The sequence below is a fragment of the Sphingobacterium siyangense genome (assembly GCF_007830445.1).
Lineage (GTDB): Bacteria > Bacteroidota > Bacteroidia > Sphingobacteriales > Sphingobacteriaceae > Sphingobacterium > Sphingobacterium siyangense.
The window spans coordinates 91,685-109,414 of record NZ_VLKR01000009.1 but is presented as its reverse complement, the minus strand read 5'-3'; the positions used below and the strand labels follow the sequence as shown (position 1 = coordinate 109,414).

Annotated in this window: 10 protein-coding genes; 7 read left to right on the top strand and 3 right to left on the bottom strand. The window is 40.8% G+C overall.

Features of this window, described 5'->3' with window-relative positions:
- Window positions 1-77 precede the first annotated feature (77 nt).
- Together ligD and IQ31_RS10105 are read left to right on the top strand one after the other, a co-directional pair.
- A complete protein-coding gene (gene ligD / locus IQ31_RS10110) occupies window positions 78-2,816 on the top strand; it encodes a DNA ligase D (RefSeq protein WP_145327893.1) in 2,739 nt (912 codons plus the stop codon).
- Window positions 2,817-3,010: 194 nt separating this feature from the next.
- Entirely contained in the window at window positions 3,011-3,697 is a 687-nt protein-coding gene (locus tag IQ31_RS10105; protein ID WP_088162319.1) for a class I SAM-dependent methyltransferase, read from the top strand.
- Here the strand turns inward: IQ31_RS10105 and IQ31_RS10100 are convergent.
- The gene (locus tag IQ31_RS10100; RefSeq protein WP_088162318.1) at window positions 3,681-4,658 is read right to left on the bottom strand and encodes a hypothetical protein; all 978 of its coding nucleotides are present in this window, start codon (window positions 4,656-4,658) and stop codon (window positions 3,681-3,683) included. The genes IQ31_RS10105 and IQ31_RS10100 overlap by 17 nt on opposite strands.
- 232 nt (window positions 4,659-4,890) lie before the next feature.
- Here IQ31_RS10100 and IQ31_RS10095 point away from each other — a divergent pair, with 232 nt between their 5' ends.
- A complete protein-coding gene (locus tag IQ31_RS10095; protein ID WP_208734203.1) occupies window positions 4,891-5,769 on the top strand; it encodes a sensor histidine kinase in 879 nt (292 codons plus the stop codon).
- A gap of 179 nt (window positions 5,770-5,948) precedes the next feature.
- Window positions 5,949-6,662 (top strand): LytR/AlgR family response regulator transcription factor, encoded by a 714-nt coding sequence (locus tag IQ31_RS10090; RefSeq protein WP_088162316.1) that lies wholly within the window; start codon window positions 5,949-5,951, stop codon window positions 6,660-6,662.
- Window positions 6,663-6,675: 13 nt separating this feature from the next.
- Here IQ31_RS10090 and IQ31_RS10085 read toward each other — a convergent pair whose 3' ends face one another.
- Window positions 6,676-6,915 carry a hypothetical protein gene (locus tag IQ31_RS10085; RefSeq protein ID WP_139145043.1) on the bottom strand — a complete coding sequence of 80 codons (240 nt, stop codon included), beginning with the start codon at window positions 6,913-6,915 and terminating at the stop codon, window positions 6,676-6,678.
- 261 nt (window positions 6,916-7,176) lie between these two features.
- Here IQ31_RS10085 and IQ31_RS10080 point away from each other — a divergent pair, with 261 nt between their 5' ends.
- Window positions 7,177-8,208, top strand: a complete 1,032-nt coding sequence (locus IQ31_RS10080; protein WP_088162315.1) for a sulfite exporter TauE/SafE family protein — start codon at window positions 7,177-7,179, stop codon at window positions 8,206-8,208.
- A 150-nt stretch (window positions 8,209-8,358) separates the two neighbouring features.
- On the top strand, window positions 8,359-10,803 hold the full coding sequence (locus IQ31_RS10075) for a PIG-L family deacetylase (RefSeq protein WP_145327892.1): 2,445 nt from the start codon (window positions 8,359-8,361) through the stop codon (window positions 10,801-10,803).
- 85 nt (window positions 10,804-10,888) lie between these two features.
- On the opposite strand, the gene IQ31_RS10070 is transcribed toward IQ31_RS10075, so the two are convergent.
- Window positions 10,889-13,180, bottom strand: a complete 2,292-nt coding sequence (locus tag IQ31_RS10070) for a family 20 glycosylhydrolase (protein ID WP_145327891.1) — start codon at window positions 13,178-13,180, stop codon at window positions 10,889-10,891.
- A 262-nt stretch (window positions 13,181-13,442) separates the two neighbouring features.
- Between IQ31_RS10070 and IQ31_RS10065 the strand changes: the two genes are divergently transcribed.
- A complete protein-coding gene (locus IQ31_RS10065; protein ID WP_145327890.1) occupies window positions 13,443-17,549 on the top strand; it encodes a hybrid sensor histidine kinase/response regulator transcription factor in 4,107 nt (1,368 codons plus the stop codon).
- The last annotated feature ends 181 nt before the right edge of the window (window positions 17,550-17,730 follow it).

Below are 17,730 nucleotides of genomic sequence, written 5' to 3'. Positions count from 1 at the left end.
ATATCTAAAAAAACAAACTTTTTTTGTGTTATGGTTGTGTTAAGATAGAGAGTTAGCTACGATTAAAAAGCAGGCGTATGGGTTTGTCAAAATATCGCGAAAAGCGTTCCGCAGGAAAAACACCGGAACCTTTTGGAGGTAGATCAAGCGGAAAGGAATTGCGGTTCGTCGTGCAGATGCATGATGCTTCGCATCTGCATTATGATTTCCGGCTTGAAATGAACGGGGTGCTCAAAAGTTGGGCGGTTCCCAAGGGGCCATCTATGGATCCATCTATTAAACGCTTGGCCATGATGGTTGAAGATCATCCTTATGATTACCGGAATTTTGAAGGTATCATACCAAAAGGACAGTATGGGGGTGGCTCAGTTATCGTGTGGGATGAAGGGCGATATGAAGCTTTAGCTCCTGAGAGCAATGATGTTGTAAAAATGGATAAGAATCTTCGACATCAGCTTTATAGCGGAAAGCTCAAATTCAGATTGTATGGAGAAAAATTGAAGGGAGAATTTGCTTTGGTAAAAGCATACGGAAGAGGAGGAAATGAATGGCTATTGATGAAGTTGGAAGATCAATATGCAACAAGCAAGGATGTCATAGCAAATGATAAATCCGTATTGTCGGGAAAGACGATAGCGGAAATGGAAAAATCGCCCGATAAAGTCTATGGACAGCCAGTTGTTAAAAAGAATAGCATATCAAAAAATAAAAGCAAAAAAAGTAGGAATGCTGCTGAAATAATCAGCAACCAGTTGGAAGAAGTGCCTAAAAAGAAAAAGGCTGAGACGCAGAAACAAGCGTATAATATCACCGACTTGCTAAAGAAATCACCGAAGCAGGTCTTTTATACTACGGTGCAGCCCATGCTGGCGACGCTGATCGACAAGCCTTTTGATGATCAAAACTGGGTATACGAGGTGAAATGGGACGGTTATCGTGCTTTGGCCTTTATGAAAAATGGCAAAATAGAACTAAAATCCAGAAATGACAAAAGCTTCAATGAAAAGTTTTATCCAGTATATGATACCCTGAAAAGCATCGCGATCAATGCCATACTCGATGGTGAGATCATTGTATTGGAAAAAAATGGAACGGCCAATTTTGCGGCCCTACAAAACTGGAGAAGTGAGGCGGATGGCGATTTGGTATATTATGTATTTGATATCCTTTGGTACGATGGAAAAGATCTAAAAGGTCTTTCGCTATTGGACAGAAAAGCGATTTTAAAGGAGGTAATGCCGCAAAACGATTTGATTTTATTGAGTGAACATTTCGATACATCGGGCGTTGGATTTTTGAATGAAGCCAAAAAACTCGGTATAGAGGGGATTATGGCCAAACGCAAGGAAAGCGTTTACCATATACATGAGCGTTCATCTGACTGGTTGAAAATCAAGGCTAATAGGCGTCAGGAGGTTGTTATTGGAGGTTTTACAAAGAACGAAGGCTCCAGCAAACTGTTTAGTAGCCTATTAGTAGGCTTATATGAAGATAAAAAGCTTATTTATACCGGAAAGGTCGGAACAGGATTCAGTGCAAAATTACAACAAGAGCTGATGGCGCAGTTCAAACCCTTGGTCACAAAAAATAGCCCGTTTGATGACGAACCCGATATCAACAAATCCTCACGATTTAGACCCCGCTCTCCTCATGCCGCTGTCACCTGGCTACATCCCAACCTGGTTTGCGAAGTGAGCTTTACAGAAATGACCGGTGACGGTGTCATGCGACATCCCTCATTTTTCGGCATGCGTAACGATAAAAATGCCAAAAAAGTGATTCTGGAAGAAGAGCAAGCCGTTAATGAGATTATCGGCGAACAATCAAAAGAGGGAGATGGGATGCGAAAAAATAGTAAGGAAGGCAGTTCGGATAAGAAAAACTATAAAACAATGCTAAACCCCAAAGACAAAACCCAGGTTCAGAAGGTAAATGGACATGAGTTAAAATTTACCAACCTCGATAAACTATTTTGGCCTGACGAAAAGATCACCAAGCGCGATTTAATTAATTACTATGAGCAGGCTGCACCGTTTATTTTACCATACCTTAAAGATCGACCACAAAGTATGAATCGATACCCAAATGGTATCAAAGAAGAAGGGTTCTATTTCAAGGATGTTACCGATACAGCACCGGAATGGGCAGAAACCTATCTTTACCAAAGTGAGGCCGATGGCCGTGATCGGCATTATCTGGTCGGAAAAGACGAGGCTACATTGTTATATATGGCTAATCTTGGCTGTATTGAAATGAATCCCTGGAGTAGTACCGTCGGAAAACCGGATAATCCGACCTTTTGTATCATTGATCTGGATCCGGATAAAAATACATTTGATCAGGTTATTGAAACCGCCCAGCTCACCAAACAACTTTTAGATGATATGGCGGTACCTTCGTATTGTAAAACAAGTGGTTCCACTGGACTTCACATATATATACCATTAGGAAATAAATATAATTACGATCAGTCCAAGGAGTTTGCGCATATTATTGTCACCCTGATTCATGCGGAGCTACCCGACTATACCAGCTTAGAGCGAACTGTTCGTGCTCGGAAAGGTAAAATGTATCTTGATTTTCTTCAAAATAGACCACATGCTACCATTGCTGCAGCATATTCAGTACGTCCCAAGCCTGGAGCGACAGTGTCCATGCCATTATATTGGGATGAAGTTAAAAAAGGGTTGAAAATTAGTGATTTCACCTTGTTTAATGCGATTGAAAGAATGCATGAGCTGGGTGATATCTTTAAACCTGTATTGGGGAAAGGGATCGATCTGAAAAAAGTAATTGATACACTTTCAAAAAAATAGTATTGATATAACCTGAATATAGAAACTCATTGACCGATCTATTCGGTGAAATATAAGTAACGAGATTGTCAGAATAATCATTAGTTATTTAGAATAGTTTTAAATAGATGACTTTGAATGTATATTTGGAATGCAGAAAAGGTATACCTTTTAACTGCATACTGATTTTATATTGAACGATTATTGTTAGCTATATGAATAAAGTAGAACTGTTTGAAAATGAGCGCGCAAGTGGCTATGACCAATTTGTTGAGAGCTGGATTCCCAATTACCATTATTTTTTAGATCAGTTGCCAAAGCTCCTCCGAGAAACTGAAAATAAGGATTTATTGGTGGTAGGATGTGGCACAGGAAATGAAATAGAACGTTTTGTTGACACAGCAGAATCTTGGACAATAACCGGGGTAGATCCGTCGCCTGAGTTGATTAGTCAGGCCCTGGAAAAATTTGAAGCGGATGAGAATGTTCATCTTGTCGAAGGTGTGGTAAGTGATTTGGACGAAGAGAAACAATATGGTGCTGCGACGCTTTTGCTTGTATTACACTTTTTAGAAGACAATGGCGAAAAATTGGTTCTGCTCCAAGATATTTCCAAGAGAATGATGTCGCAAGCACCCTTGTTATTATTAGATATTACGGGCAATAAGGAGCAGATTCAACAAAACTTGCAGTTGTTGAGGCTTCTTCTGCCCAAGGGGATAGATGAAATACAGGTCGCTCAAAGATTGCGAAGAATCGAGCATGAATTGTTGCATGTCTCGGAAGAACGATTAGCCGAGCTCTGTGAGGAAGCCGGATTTGAACCTCCTGTTCGATTCTTTCAATCATCGATTTATATGGGGTGGATAACCCGAAAAAAAGATATTATTTCCTTTTCTTAGCAAAGGGATTGAAGGAAAGCCCTGCATTAATATAAAACGAAGGATCAGGACTTGCTTCCCATACATAATCGCGCTGGGTTTTGTTTTTTTCAAATACGCGTGCACGAGGTATGGTTTTTAGTCCTGATTTAAGGGTAGCAATAAAAGATCGGCCCAGGTTATGTTCATAAGTCAGACCCGAATTGATCTCCATCTGACTGAAGGTATATACTTTTTCAGCGCCCTGAAAGTTATAGAGGTAGAAGATCGTACTATTTAAATCGGAACCTATTGAAACGCGGCCATTCCGCAAGACCTCTTTTCGAAGGTAGGCTCCTTTAGGTAAGATGACATCAAGTATCATCCCATTGGCAAATTGTTGCTTGTAGGCAAAGGTTGGGAAAACCGGAATAATTGCTGCCGGATCTATAAAGCCGATGAGGCCCACCGCCATTTGAATCTCCCGCGTAGCTTTTAGTACCACAGTAGCAGATAATATCCCATTAATGCGTTCTATTGCTTTTTCACTCCCATTGGCAGCAACCGTTGCGGTATAAAATGCTACTTTGCCCCATAAACGTGAATAACGGGTAAGATTAAGTGATTCGTAATGATAATGATATTGATGGGTTGACTGTATGGTGGATTGTGCGATGGGGTCTAGACGATTGGAGTTGATAGAAGTGAATTGATAGCCAATATTGGTACCCAAGTTCCAGGTTCTGCTCTTTAAAAAATTAATGTTGATACTACCTCCGGCTTGGTACATCGATTCTACTTTTGTTTTAGGTAAATCCTGACCTTGGAGTTTTGATGAATAACGGTATCCTGTATTGGATTCATAGGTCAAATTGAGAACCCGTGTTATGGGGAATTTGTCGGTAACAACAGCCCTCACTTTTTGCTGTACGCTATCTTTAGTCTGTGCGATTGAAGTGGATATACGAAACAATAGTACAAACACTAAAAGTATTTTTTGCATAAATGTATGATTAAAATCATTGTAAGGATAGCCGAAATTTGTAGGTGGAATTTTTTTTTAGACCAACAGGTGTTGTTTTTATACAAAAGTCCAATTTAGGGGAACAGTGAAAAGGAACGTTAAAAATCATCTCCCAGTTTTGGTATAAAAAAAACAGGTCTTCGTATAAGAGATCGGATTCTTGCCAAGAAAAGCTTTATTTTTGTTATTTAGGTTAAAATCATTCTAATGCATGCAAGACTTCAATAATAGCATTGTTTTAAGGTATTTTACAGAAAATAAATTCAGGCCACTGCGACACGTGGTTTTTCTGATCGGCTTACTGTTGCTCTTTGCAAATGCAAATTCGAGTTCTCATTTTCAAGGGAGTTACCGGTTTTATTTTTCTATTATCCTATGGTTTGTATTCGTCTGCATGTTTTACGCCAATATGTATGTACTGATCCCAAAGTTTTTCTTTAAGGCCAAATATGAGTTATATGTCTTAGCACTGATATTGCTGGTAACAGCCAGTTTGCTGGTAGTCATGTACATTGCAAATTACATCTATTCCATTCATATTCCCGCTATAAAAAAACCGGAGTCGGACTCTATGGGGCTAATCGCCGCATTATTTATCTGTATTCCGATTATTCTAACCACCACGACATTTAAGCTTTTTAAACGTTGGTTGGAAGACAATAAGCGTATTTCTGAACTGAAAAACCTGGCTTTGACCACAGAGCTTGTTTCCTTAAAAAATCAGATTCAGCCACATTTTTTATTCAACATGCTGAACAACGTTAAAGCTTTAATTCGAAAAGATCCGAATATGGCTACCGAGGTCATCATGAAGTTATCAGATTTTCTAAGATATCAGCTGTATGAAAATAACGATGATAAGACACTTCTGAAGTCCGAAATCAATTTTATAAGCAATTTCCTGAAATTGGAGGAAATACGCCGCGATAACCTAAAAACATGTATATCTTGCCCAATAGAATTGGAAAAAAAGGGTGTATTTCTACCGCCGCATCTATTTACGGCCTTTGTTGAAAACGCGATTAAACATAGTCTCAGCGCCGGTGATGCTGATACTTTCATCACAATCCATTTTTCTGAGACGGATTAGCAGCTTTGTTTTGAATGTGAAAATTCGAAAGATCCCGACAACTCATTTGTCCGAAGCAAATATAGCGGACTGGGATTGGCTAATGCCAAAAGACGACTGGATCTGCTGTATAGAAATGATTATGAACTTTCGGTGTCAACAACTGAGACATTATATAGCGTTAAACTTACTATTCCCTTATGAATTGCATTATTGTAGACGATGAACCCCTGGCTAGGGAGGAAATGAAAAATTTAATCGAAGAAATTTCGTCTATTCAGATAGTCGGTACATTTTCCAATGCGATATCGGCATTGGAATGTATTAAGACAAACCCGGTGGACTTGCTTTTTTTGGATATCGAGATGCCGACGGTCAATGGACTCGATTTTGCACAGTCTCTTCCAAATGACAAGCTGGTTATCCTGACGACTGCCTATGCGCAATATGCACTGAAAAGTTACGAATTGGATGCAATAGATTATCTGCTGAAACCGATTAATAAAGACCGCTTAGCCAAAGCGATCGATAAAGCAATGGCCTATAAAAAATTACTAGCGTTAAAAGAAAACCAAAGTACGGTTGAGAAGGCCAGTGAGGATGCACTTTTTATTAAATCGGATAGGAAATACTATAAAATTGCATTTACTGATATTCGCTTTATAGAAGCACTCAAAGATTATGTGGTTATCTATACCCGGAATAATAAACTGATTACTGCAATGAATTTGAAGACAATTCACCAGAAACTTCCGGTGAGCCTGTTTGCGCGTACCAGCAAATCCTATCTGATTAATTTATCGTTTATTGATTCTTTTGATAACCATACTGTTTACATCGATAAGTTTGAAATCCCGATTGGTGAGATTTATCGAGAATCTTTCTTTAAACAATATACCGGAGGGCTACTTTGATCGAATAGTTATCCTAGGCAACCACAAAGCGATCCAGAAAATCAACTTGGATACCATAACTACGTAGGAAATTTGTCAGATAGTCGACACAACACTCTTCTGTTTCGAACCGGAAAATAGCATCCTCATCATCAAGATCAACCGTGGCATCTTGTACTTGTGGAAGATGAGTTTTGACCAATTGCATCAAAAAATTTTTCTTGTCTTTGGTCTTCACAGAACTTTTAAAAATCAACACTTGCCTAACTTTCATCGCTACTAATTTATTTGCGTTCAAAATCATTTGATTCCCCAATCACCTGAGGTATCCTTACAAATTTATGTTCCTGGTGACACCGGGAAATCGATATTATACGAAAGCATTTAATTTTTATACAAAACAAGATTGAGCAGGCAGTGTACGCATGATGTACATCAAAAATAAATACCAGCGGCTATCAATTCTAAATTTCTACAGAAAGGGGAGGCATCTTTGTCAGGTGTTACAGTTAAGTAGCTTTTTAGTTTTTGAAATATGATTACAAATTTAGTTATCCTATTTTTAAGCACGATAGTCGCTTTTTGGATCAGCGCTATCTGTGGAGGAGGGGCAAGTCTTATCCTTATACCTCTCTTGAATTTTATGTTACCTTCATCGGTCATTCCTTTCTCGTTGACTATCGGTACATTTACAAGTTCAGTCTCAAGAATAGTCGTTTTTAAACGGCATATCAACTGGAAAATCTTTTTATGGTTTGTGCCGTTTTCCATTCCAGCTGTACTATTGGGGGGATATCTGATTAAATATATCGAACCCTCTTATTTGCAGTTGATTGTCGCGTTTTTCCTTATTGGAAATATCCCCCAATTATTTGGATCAAAAAATGCGGATTTGCCATCGGAAAATAAGTATTCGAAATCTTTTTTGGCAATTATTGGTTTTCTTTCCGGCTTTATTTCGGGAATAACAGGTGCGATTGGGTTGCTGTTTAATCGGTTCTATCTGAGAATGGGCCTTTCCAAAGAAGAGATTATAGCCACCCGTGCCGCAAATGAAGTGTTTTTACATCTCGTAAAGCTTATTATTTATATTATTTTAGGTCTGTATTCTAAGGCAGCCTTGGGACTGGGTTTGGCTATTGCCATAGCAACAATAGTCTCTTCAGTGACAGTCAAATTTATATTGCCCTATGTCAGTGATAAGCTCTTTAAAAAAATAGGTTATGGCGCTATGGTGGTTTCGGGAGCAGTATTGTTGGTCGGTAGTTCGCGTAAGATTGTCGATCAGGATAGTTTGCTGATTAGCTTGGCTCATTCGCCAAATAAAACCGAGCTTACTTTGAGCTGGAGAGAAACAAATCTTGTCTTGGAATATAGTAAAGCTCATGGTCTGGAATTCGAACGATCTATTCACTGGACTGGTCTGCCGCTTCAGCTCCGGCAAAAATACTTTACCCTCAGCAAAAACCATAGGAGTATCCATATCGAAAAGGTTATGCAGTTTAGAAAAGGAGCCAGCTATGAATTTTACGCCCATAAAGAAGGTGTATTGACACGATTAGATTAGTGTTTTTTACGAGCAACATGTTTATTTTTAACGCTAATCCTCCATTATAATTAATACTAATTCTTGGTTAAAATATATAATCCACCTATTTAGTAGTTTATTGAAAAATATTCCTATATTTGAGCCGTAGAAATATTTAGTAGGAAGGATATGGCATTGGAATATTTAGCACAACAGGCACACGAACAACATTTAGATCAGGCTTTTTCGCGTAAAGAACAAATGATGATGCGTGCGTTATGTAGGCTTAAAATGTCTGATCGTGTTTTATATATCGGTGCTCATCCGGACGACGAGAACAATAAATTGTTGACCTTTTTGGCTCAGCATCAGTTGGTCGATACGGCCTATCTTTCCGTGACGCGTGGTGAGGGTGGACAGAATTTTATAGGCACAGAAAAGGGACTGGATCTAGGTGTACTTCGGGTGCAGGAATCACTTGCAGCCCGTGCAATTGAGGGAACAAAACAGTTTTTTACACGTGCTAAGGATTTTGGATTTGCAAAATCTGTCGATGAAACGCTGGCACGATGGGATGAAAACGGTGTACTTGCCGATATGGTTTGGACCATCCGTTATTTTCGCCCTACTGTAATTGTAACACGTTTTTCACCGGGTGTCCCGGACTCACATGGACATCATCAGGCTTCAGCAATTCTAGCGGCAAAGGCTTTTGATCTGGCCGCTGATCCATCAGCTTATATAGAACAGCTCTCCGAATTGGAGCCTTGGAAGGCTCGGCAGCTGTTGTGGAATGTGTATCAGGACAGTGGTGTGAAGGATATCGGTGGAGAAGTAAGGCCTTTGCCAGCATATTTTTCGCTGGATATTCCAGTGAGACACGGCTCTTTGGACTTTCATTATGGTGAGATTGCTGCAGAAAGCCGTAATAGGCATCGTTCTCAGGCCATGGGAAGTCTTGTTCGGCATCAGCCTAGCACCGAATATTTTGAATTATTAAAAGGTACACCGATCAGTTCGGAGAGACAGCCCGCTATTTTTACGCAATATACTGCTCAAGATTCTTATTCACTCGTATTTAATCGCTTGGTGGACGACCTCATTGCAAAATGTGAGTCAGATACAGCAGAACTTGTCTTGGAGCTTGGAACGATTTTATTTTGGATGAGGATTGTTCCCGATGGTCATGTTATCCATGAAAAGCGAGCTGAGGTAGAGCGTCTTCTGCTCGACTTTGCTGGTGTTTCTTTGGAAGTACAGGCTATTGAGGAACTGTGGGTACCAGGGACCGAGGTTAACATGGTCCTGAATGCGCATATCCCATCGGAATCCAATCTACAGCTGACCACGGTGAAAGTTCCATTTATTCGTAACGGAGAGCAAAAAGACTTTACTTTGTCACCTTCGAAGACGATCCATTTAAATGGTCAGCTTCTGGATACGATTTTACCTACTTTTCCAACTTGGCTTAGTGCTGAGGGCGATGCACATAACTATGCGCCGGCGTCGCCTGCTGATGTTGTATTGACACAATTTGGGACTGAATTGTCTGTTCATTTGGAACTGCAGTTTGCTGGCTTACCGATTGCGGTTAAGCTACCTGTAAAACATGCTGCTGGTCCTGTTGCAGTTGCCCCTCCGGTGACAGCAACTTTTGAGTCGGATATCGTGGTGCTCTCTAATGCAACCAAACGTTCAATTGCTTTAGAGCTGCAATCTAATACCCCCGAAGCCTTAGCCATAAAGGTTAAGCTTACGCTACCGGATGGGCTCGATGTATTTCCGAAAGAAATTGAACTCAATATAGCGGGTAATGCAACCGAGAAGCTTAGCTTTGAGTTGAGTTCGCCTGCGCAGCAGGAATATATTCAAGAGATCGGCTTTGAGATTGAGACGGCTACAGGACGGTATCCGTTCACATCCAGAAGTATTGTTTATCCACATGTTAATCAAGTAACTTACTTTCCCAAGGGCATATTGCGGGTGCTAAATTTACCCGTGAATATTACGGCCCAGAAAGTTGCTTATATTTCGGGGATGAACGATGAACTTGCAGGGAGCTTACGCCAGCTTGTTGGTCATTTGGAGATTATTCCATTTGAGTCAATTGGGGGAATTGATCTCTCAGGCTTTGATGCAGTGGTTTTGGGAATACGAATATACAATAGCCACCCGCTAATTACGGGATTTCATCAGCTTTTTCGTGACTATGTTGAGCAGGGTGGTGTATTGATAGGGCAGTATAATACGCCGTATGATTTGCATTTGACGGAGGTTGGGGCTTATCCTTTAGCGGTTTCCCCGGAAAGAATTACAGATGCGGAAAGCCATATATCATTTTTGAACCCTTCCCATCGCATATTGAACTACCCTAATGTAATCGGACAGCATGATTTTCAAAATTGGGTACAGGACCGGGCACTTTTTTTACCTCAAAAATGGGCTTCGGGTTTTGAACCGATACTGCGTGGGCAAAATGGAGATAATCGTACGGAAGATGGGTTATTGCTGCTGCACAAAAAGGGAAAAGGTTATTATATCTATAACAGCCTGTCGCTCTTTCGACAACTGCCAGCAGGAGTAGCAGGGGCATATCGTCTTTTTGCGAATATGTTATCCCTAGCTTCGCGTTAGACCAGAATCTTGTCGGGTAAAAAAATCCCCAGTGCGTATTGACTGCACTGGGGATGGTATCACTGCTATTTTATGTCGATTTTTTCTAATCCTTTTTATGGAAAAAAGACGCTTTGGGAATATCGATCACTTTTGAATCATTGACATTGTATTGAAGTTTTAAAGTGAAACCTCCTCCAGCTTCAAGGAAATCTACAGCAATTGGGTGGTAGCCTGCTTCTAGCGCAATCTGTCCGCTTTTCATAATCGGCGCATGCTGTCCGTCATTATCAACGACAAGCTGATCATGTATCCGCAGGACACCACCATCATCACAAGTAAAATAGAAATTATAGATTCCTTTTTCTTTGACGTAGAGGTATCCTCTTATTTTTGCACCAAAAGAAGGCATTTTGATGGTATCGCTTAGCGCTACATTGCTTATCACTTCCTGACGCACTTCGGGACCCGAAATGGCCGAAGTATTGGTAAAAGTTCCATTGAAAAATGTCGCTGTAAGGCCCGGAACCACGGTGCTTTCATCAACTTTTATACCCTTTTTCCAAGTATCATTTTTAAAATCAACCTGATAGAGCTCACTTTTTGCACCCGAAGGCGAGATTGTCGCAAAACGAATAGGGCCTTCTTTTTTAACGACAAGAGAGCCGTTCAGCACTGCGCTTTGCTTTGTTGGAAGACTACCATCGGTGGTATAATGTATTGGATTTTGGGGAAGTTCATTCGAGACTTTTAGTGTAGATTGTCCGTCGACAATTACCTGTGTTTCGGCGAAACCGTTGAGGTCTGGCATACGATACCGTAAACCCATTTTGTTCCAGAGTCCAAAGTGTGCAATCACTCGATTTCTATAGCTATCATACAGGGATTTGTTGGTCCATACGCGTTCCGATAAAGCACTTAAACGTGGGAGGATCATAAACTCTAACCGCGCGGTTGAGGGGATCATTTCTGTCCAGATATTGGCTTGTGCACCTTGGATCAAATGTGCTTTTTGGCTGGATATATCCGAAGGGACCACGCTCATATTGTACACGGCATCTAGGCTGCTGCTATTTGGAAGGTAATCAAAATAAAGCGGATTTGTAGGTGTCATAACGACCCTGTGACCACGGTTAACAGCTTCCATAGGTGCGTTTTTTACCCAACCACGCCAGTACATGACCATCATGCTGGTATCGGAACTGCCGTCCAATATTTCATCCCAGCCGATACTCTGTTTATTTTTTGAACGGATAAAATTGTTCACTCTTTTGACGAAATAACCTTGCAGATCATGTAAGTTAGGTATTTGCTTTTCTTTCATAAAAGCCTGCGCAGCTGCTGATTTTGACCAGGAGTCTTTTTCTACCTCGTCGGCACCAATGTGAATATAGTGTGATGGGAATAGCTCAATGATTTCGCTTAGTACATTCTCAACAAAAGTATAACTGCTTTCTTTCCAGGGGCTGATCGGTACAGAAAATTGTTTTCCCCAGCCCGCGGACTGACTGTCCAATAGGAGTTCGGGATAGGCCTTTGTAGCTACCATCATATGCCCTGGCATATCTATTTCCGGAATGATTTCTATTTGTCGGCTGCCCGCATACGCTACAATGTCCCTGATATCCTGTTGTGTATAAAAACCGCCATATTCTTCCTTTCCGTTTGTTGTGCGGATCAATTCCTTGGGCAGATTAAAGTCGGGATTTTCCTTGGCTTTCACAAAGCAGGCAGAATCCTGATTGTTATACGTCCGCCAAGCCCCTTGTTCGGTTAGTTTGGGGTATTTTTTGATTTCTATGCGCCAACCTTGATCGTCTGTCAGGTGCAGGTGAAATTTGTTGAACTTGTAGGTTGCAAGTAGATCGATAAATTTATAAATATAATCTTTTGGAAAAAAATGACGGGCTACATCGAGTTCGACACCTCGCCATTGGAAAGCTGGCTCGTCTTTGACCGTTACATAGGGAAGAGCAAGCTTAGCTGTTGTTCCTGAGAGTAAATATAATTGCTGGATTGTCTGTAATCCATAAAATGCACCCTTTTCAGATGCGGCGATAATCTGGATACCTTTTTGATCTATTATCAATTCATATCCCTCATTTGAGAGCCCTTGATTTTTAATTAATTGCAACGTAGCGCTGGCTTTCGTTACGTTTTTTTTGTTCAGTTTCCCGAATAGGGAATGGTCGATCCATCCCGATAATGATTTAGAAGATAGGGCTGGATCAATATAGTAACCCAATTCTTGACCCTTTAGCTGAAAAAGGCCTGGCTTAGCCTCCAATTGCTGCGGAAATGGAATGAGTTGAGGAAGTGCATTTTTTTGTTGCGCAAAATTTAGTGTCGGCAGGTACAGGGCACAGGATAGGAGTAAGGTTGAGAAGATTTTATTCATGAACGTGTTTTTTGTGATTCACAAGTGTTATTAGATTTTGTTGCAATATACCAATATTTCAGGTATTGGTAGGTAATTTTAGTTGATCAATATTCCGTGAGATTATGCACGATATTCCTCTTGGCACTATTATAAATGTTTATTTGACATTTATATATTTATTCTTATCTTTAACTTGAAAATAACCTTTATTTGAATGGACCTATGTTGTGTTTATATCCTGAATATTTTCATTGTATAGTTGTTGTGGTGCTCAATAATTTTGCAAAAAGTTGCAAATGGATTGGGGCGAATGATAGTCGGCAAAGGATCCAATTCAAGAGAACAGGTTGGTGTTGTTAACTTATTTGGTGGTGGCGGAGCTATGAAAAATTTTCTCATTATTATTGTTTTTCTTTGGCAGTTGGCCTATGTTTATGGACAGCCCAACAATGCCCATTTTTTTTCCCTTCAAGATGGCTTAAGCAATCAGCAGGTACTGGATATCGTGCATGACGATGAAGGATTTATGTGGGTAGCCACAGAGCTAGGGCTGAACCGTTATGCGGGTAAGTCTTTTAAATCGTATTATGCCGCCGATAAGCAGGACGGTCAATCGATCAATAGCAATGAAATTAATACGTTGCTGTATGCAGACAGGAAAGTGTATATCGGAACAAGGTCCAATGGGCTGAATGTGCTTGACCTAGGCACAAATAGATTCAGTTATTATACACATGATGCAGCTAATCCAAAATCCATAGCCACGAATGATATTACGGATATGATTGAAGGCAAGGATGGGAAATTGTGGTTAGCGACCTACCATCAAGGGGTGCAGCATTTTGATCCGGTAACGGGAGAATTTAGTCATTTCAATAAAAAGAATTTTCCGGGTCTTCCCGAAAATAGCATTTGGTCTCTGGCCGAAGATCAAAAAAGAATGCTTTACATCGGGCATGTTAACGAAGGTTTAACAATAATGGATCCCATTAGCCATTCTTTGAAAAGACTAACTAATCACAATACCTCCGGACAATTACCAGATAATGAAATTAAAGTTTTGTTTTGTGATCAAGCCGGCAATATGTGGATAGGGACCCGAAAGGGGCTGGCTGTGTATCATCCAGCTTCCGGTAAACTACAGCAGATTTCTTTGGCAGGATTGGCAAAAAATGGAAATGAACCTTTTGTATATGCGATTAAGGAAATTGGCCATACGTTGTGGATAGGGGCCGAATCGTCGCAACTCTTTTTATTGCAGCCGAGCTATGGTTATGATAAGCGTATTGAAGCCGTACAGCATGTAGAGCGTTTTGATCTGGGGAAAGGCAATAATACGATGGTTCAGCATATTACTCCCGATCGGTTTGGAAACGTTTGGCTAGCGTTATATGGTGGTGGCTTGGGAGTTGTGAGTCATATAGCCCCCTTCTTTAGTTTCTTTCCATCAGACAATATGCTGCCGGATCGACTGGCAACAGTGAGCAATGTATTGGTGGGGGAAAATCGGACAATACGTTTGGCGACTGAAGGTTCAGGTCTGGTCGAAATGAATGCGGAAGGGCGTTTATTGAGACAGATTACCAAAAAGAATGGTGGGGCAGACGATTTCCTGCTAACAGCTTTTAAGGACCAGCATCAACATGTTTGGCTCGGATTACGTAAAGGTGGAATTGCCGTTCAATATGCTGGATCGTCCGTTTGGAAAACCATTGATTTAGGTGAGCCTGTGACGGAGGTACGCGCGATTTATGAGGACCATTTGGGACAGATCTGGTTTGCAGCACATCAAGGGGTATTTATATATGATGAAGGAAAGGGGCATGTCCAGAAGCTTTTGATCAACAAACCAATGCTTGGCGATTATGCGCCCCGAACGTTGATGGAAGATGGCCAACACAACATGTGGGTCGGAACTTATGGGCAAGGACTCTATGTTTACGATCCTCAGCATAAACTGCTTCGAAAAATGGACAAGGGTAATGGCTTGCAAAATAACACGATTAATCATTTGTTGCGGGATAGAAATAACAATATCTGGGTGGCTACAAATCAAGGACTGGCTGTACAGGAAGCGGGTAAGAAGATTGGTGATCTGTCTCTATTGATGCCTCCGGGAGGGAATGCATGGCTTTTTGTCAATGGACTCGCAGAAGATCAGACCGGAAATATTTGGTGTTCGACCAAATCGGGGATGTTACGCTATGTCCCGAAAGAAAGACGTTTTCTACAATATGACCAGTCTTTCGGTTTGCCTTTGGGAGGTTTTATCAATGCAAGTGTAGGAAAAGACAGTGAAGGTCGACTGTATTTTGGGATGCAGGAAGGAATGTGTTATTTCAACCCAGCCACAATCCCGTCCAATTTACCAACCTCGTCCCTAAGTATTAGCCGATTTATTGTTTTTCGATCCGGAGAGTCCGGTACGCAGGTCGATAAATATCCCTCGCCGACAAAGGCGATTGAACTCAATTATGATGAAAATAGCTTTCGTATCGAACTTGCTGTCATGGACTTTGCTCTAGACGGTTTGGTCGAGTTTGGCTATAAATTGCAAGGGCTTAATAATGACTGGATCTTTCTGGGAAACGAGACCAACCTCGATTTTCGTAATATACCCTACGGTGAACATGAGCTACTGATTCGTACCCGGATGAAAAATGGGCAATGGTCGCAGGACTACCAGCATCTATTGATCAACATTGCGCCACCTTTTTATCTCAGTTTATCCGCCAAGATCGTGTATCTGCTCCTTGTGCTGCTAATTGGATATATTATCATTTCTTTCTATTTCAAAAAAATGAAAGCTGAATCCGAACTAAAACTGAAAGAGCGGCAACATGTGCAGGACGAACAGTTACATGCAGAGCGCCTAAATTTCTATACGCATATAACACACGAGCTACGGACACCTTTGACGTTGATTCTAGGCCCCCTTGACGACCTGTCCCAAGAGCAGCAGCTTACTGAAAAACATCGCGAACTGGTTCAGACGGTACAGAAAAGCGCTAATAGACTCTTCACATTGGTCAACCAGTTGTTGGAATTTAGGAAGGTAGAATCGCAGTTTAAACCCTTTGTACCTGAAGCTGGGTCTTTGGGAGAAATGCTCGTAGATCTTGCCCATAAATATAAAACATTGAATCACAAACCTGGTCTTCGGGTGTTGTCTGAACTCCCTGTGAAGGATTCACGTACGCTATTTGATGCCGAAATCGTACAATTGATCGTCGATAATTTATTGTCGAATGCCTATAAATATACCGAGTCAGGTTATATTAAACTAAGCTTGCATTACGAAGAATCGGATTTGGACCATTGGGCGGTGTTGTCCGTAGAAGATACAGGAGTAGGTATTGACAAAGAAGATATCGGTAGGATTTTTGAAAAGTATTATCAGGTTGCGGGTACAGGTACTCAGGGTACGGGTATTGGTCTGGCCTTGGTGAAAGAACTTGTGGCGATCCATCATGGAAAGATTGATGTGAATAGTACATTTGGTCTTGGTACCACCTTTACAGTAAAATTGAAAACCGATCGATTACCTGTTGAGAATGGCGAGCTGCCTGTTTCTTCGCAACGTCCGCTAGTGCTATTGGTTGAGGATGATCTGGAACTTCGTGAATATCTGGGAAGTACCTTGCAAAGACAGTATGATGTAGTGCTCGCCGAAAATGGAACTGTAGGCTATCAAATGGCGATGGCTAGAGTGCCCGATTTGGTGATCAGTGATATTATGATGCCCGATATGGATGGTTTTCAGCTTGTACAGCAATTGAAACAGGAACGTAGCACAAGTCATATCCCACTGTTGCTATTGACAGCAAAAAACACCGATGCAGACCGACAACGGGGCTATGATCTGGGGATAGACTCCTACCTGATCAAACCAGTTACAGCAGCTTTACTTTTCAAACGTATTGACAATCTATTGAGCCGACAGAAACAGATCAATGAACTGATTTTGGAAAGTTTAAATACAAAATCATCTTTTTCAACTACCAATATAGAACTAGAACAAAAGCCTACGGAGGAACTCTGGCGTGAAAATGAATTTGTTCAGGATTTTATGCAGATCGTCGAACAGCATATGCAGGATGAGGTATTGGATGCTGCTACCCTCGCTGATCGCATGAATATGAGTCAGTCTACCCTTTATCGGAAATTGAAAGGCATCACAGGGAAAAATATCAATCAGCTCGTACGTAAGATACGTATCCATAAGGCGGCAGATCTACTTCGGACCGGGAAGTATAACGTGACTGAAGTGTCATTTATGGTCGGAATCAATAGTGCGATTTATTTTCGGCAATGTTTTAAAGAGGAGTTTGGCCAGCTACCTTCCGAATATCAACGATCCGACAATAAAGCTCGCGTAGTGTATTAAAACAATCCACATCAGATAAGTATGCCCCTACTATTTAAACATAGCTAGGGGCATAGTTTTTTCGTAGATCAGTTTGAAAAAAAACATAAAATATGCCTTAAATATATTTAAAAAACTGTTTTTGACTAAAAAATATATGTTTTTTGACGGATTTGTGTACGATAGAATGCTGCAAAATCGG

Bases quoted from the DNA above. Each gene is read 5' to 3' on its own strand.
- ligD (WP_145327893.1), top strand. From the start codon at position 78: ATGGGTTTGTCAAAATATCGCGAAAAGCGTTCCGCAGGAAAAACACCG.
- IQ31_RS10105 (WP_088162319.1), top strand. From the start codon at position 3,011: ATGAATAAAGTAGAACTGTTTGAAAATGAGCGCGCAAGTGGCTATGAC.
- IQ31_RS10100 (WP_088162318.1), bottom strand. From the start codon at position 4,658: ATGCAAAAAATACTTTTAGTGTTTGTACTATTGTTTCGTATATCCACT.
- IQ31_RS10095 (WP_208734203.1), top strand. From the start codon at position 4,891: ATGCAAGACTTCAATAATAGCATTGTTTTAAGGTATTTTACAGAAAAT.
- IQ31_RS10090 (WP_088162316.1), top strand. From the start codon at position 5,949: ATGAATTGCATTATTGTAGACGATGAACCCCTGGCTAGGGAGGAAATG.
- IQ31_RS10085 (WP_139145043.1), bottom strand. From the start codon at position 6,915: ATGAAAGTTAGGCAAGTGTTGATTTTTAAAAGTTCTGTGAAGACCAAA.
- IQ31_RS10080 (WP_088162315.1), top strand. From the start codon at position 7,177: ATGATTACAAATTTAGTTATCCTATTTTTAAGCACGATAGTCGCTTTT.
- IQ31_RS10075 (WP_145327892.1), top strand. From the start codon at position 8,359: ATGGCATTGGAATATTTAGCACAACAGGCACACGAACAACATTTAGAT.
- IQ31_RS10070 (WP_145327891.1), bottom strand. From the start codon at position 13,180: ATGAATAAAATCTTCTCAACCTTACTCCTATCCTGTGCCCTGTACCTG.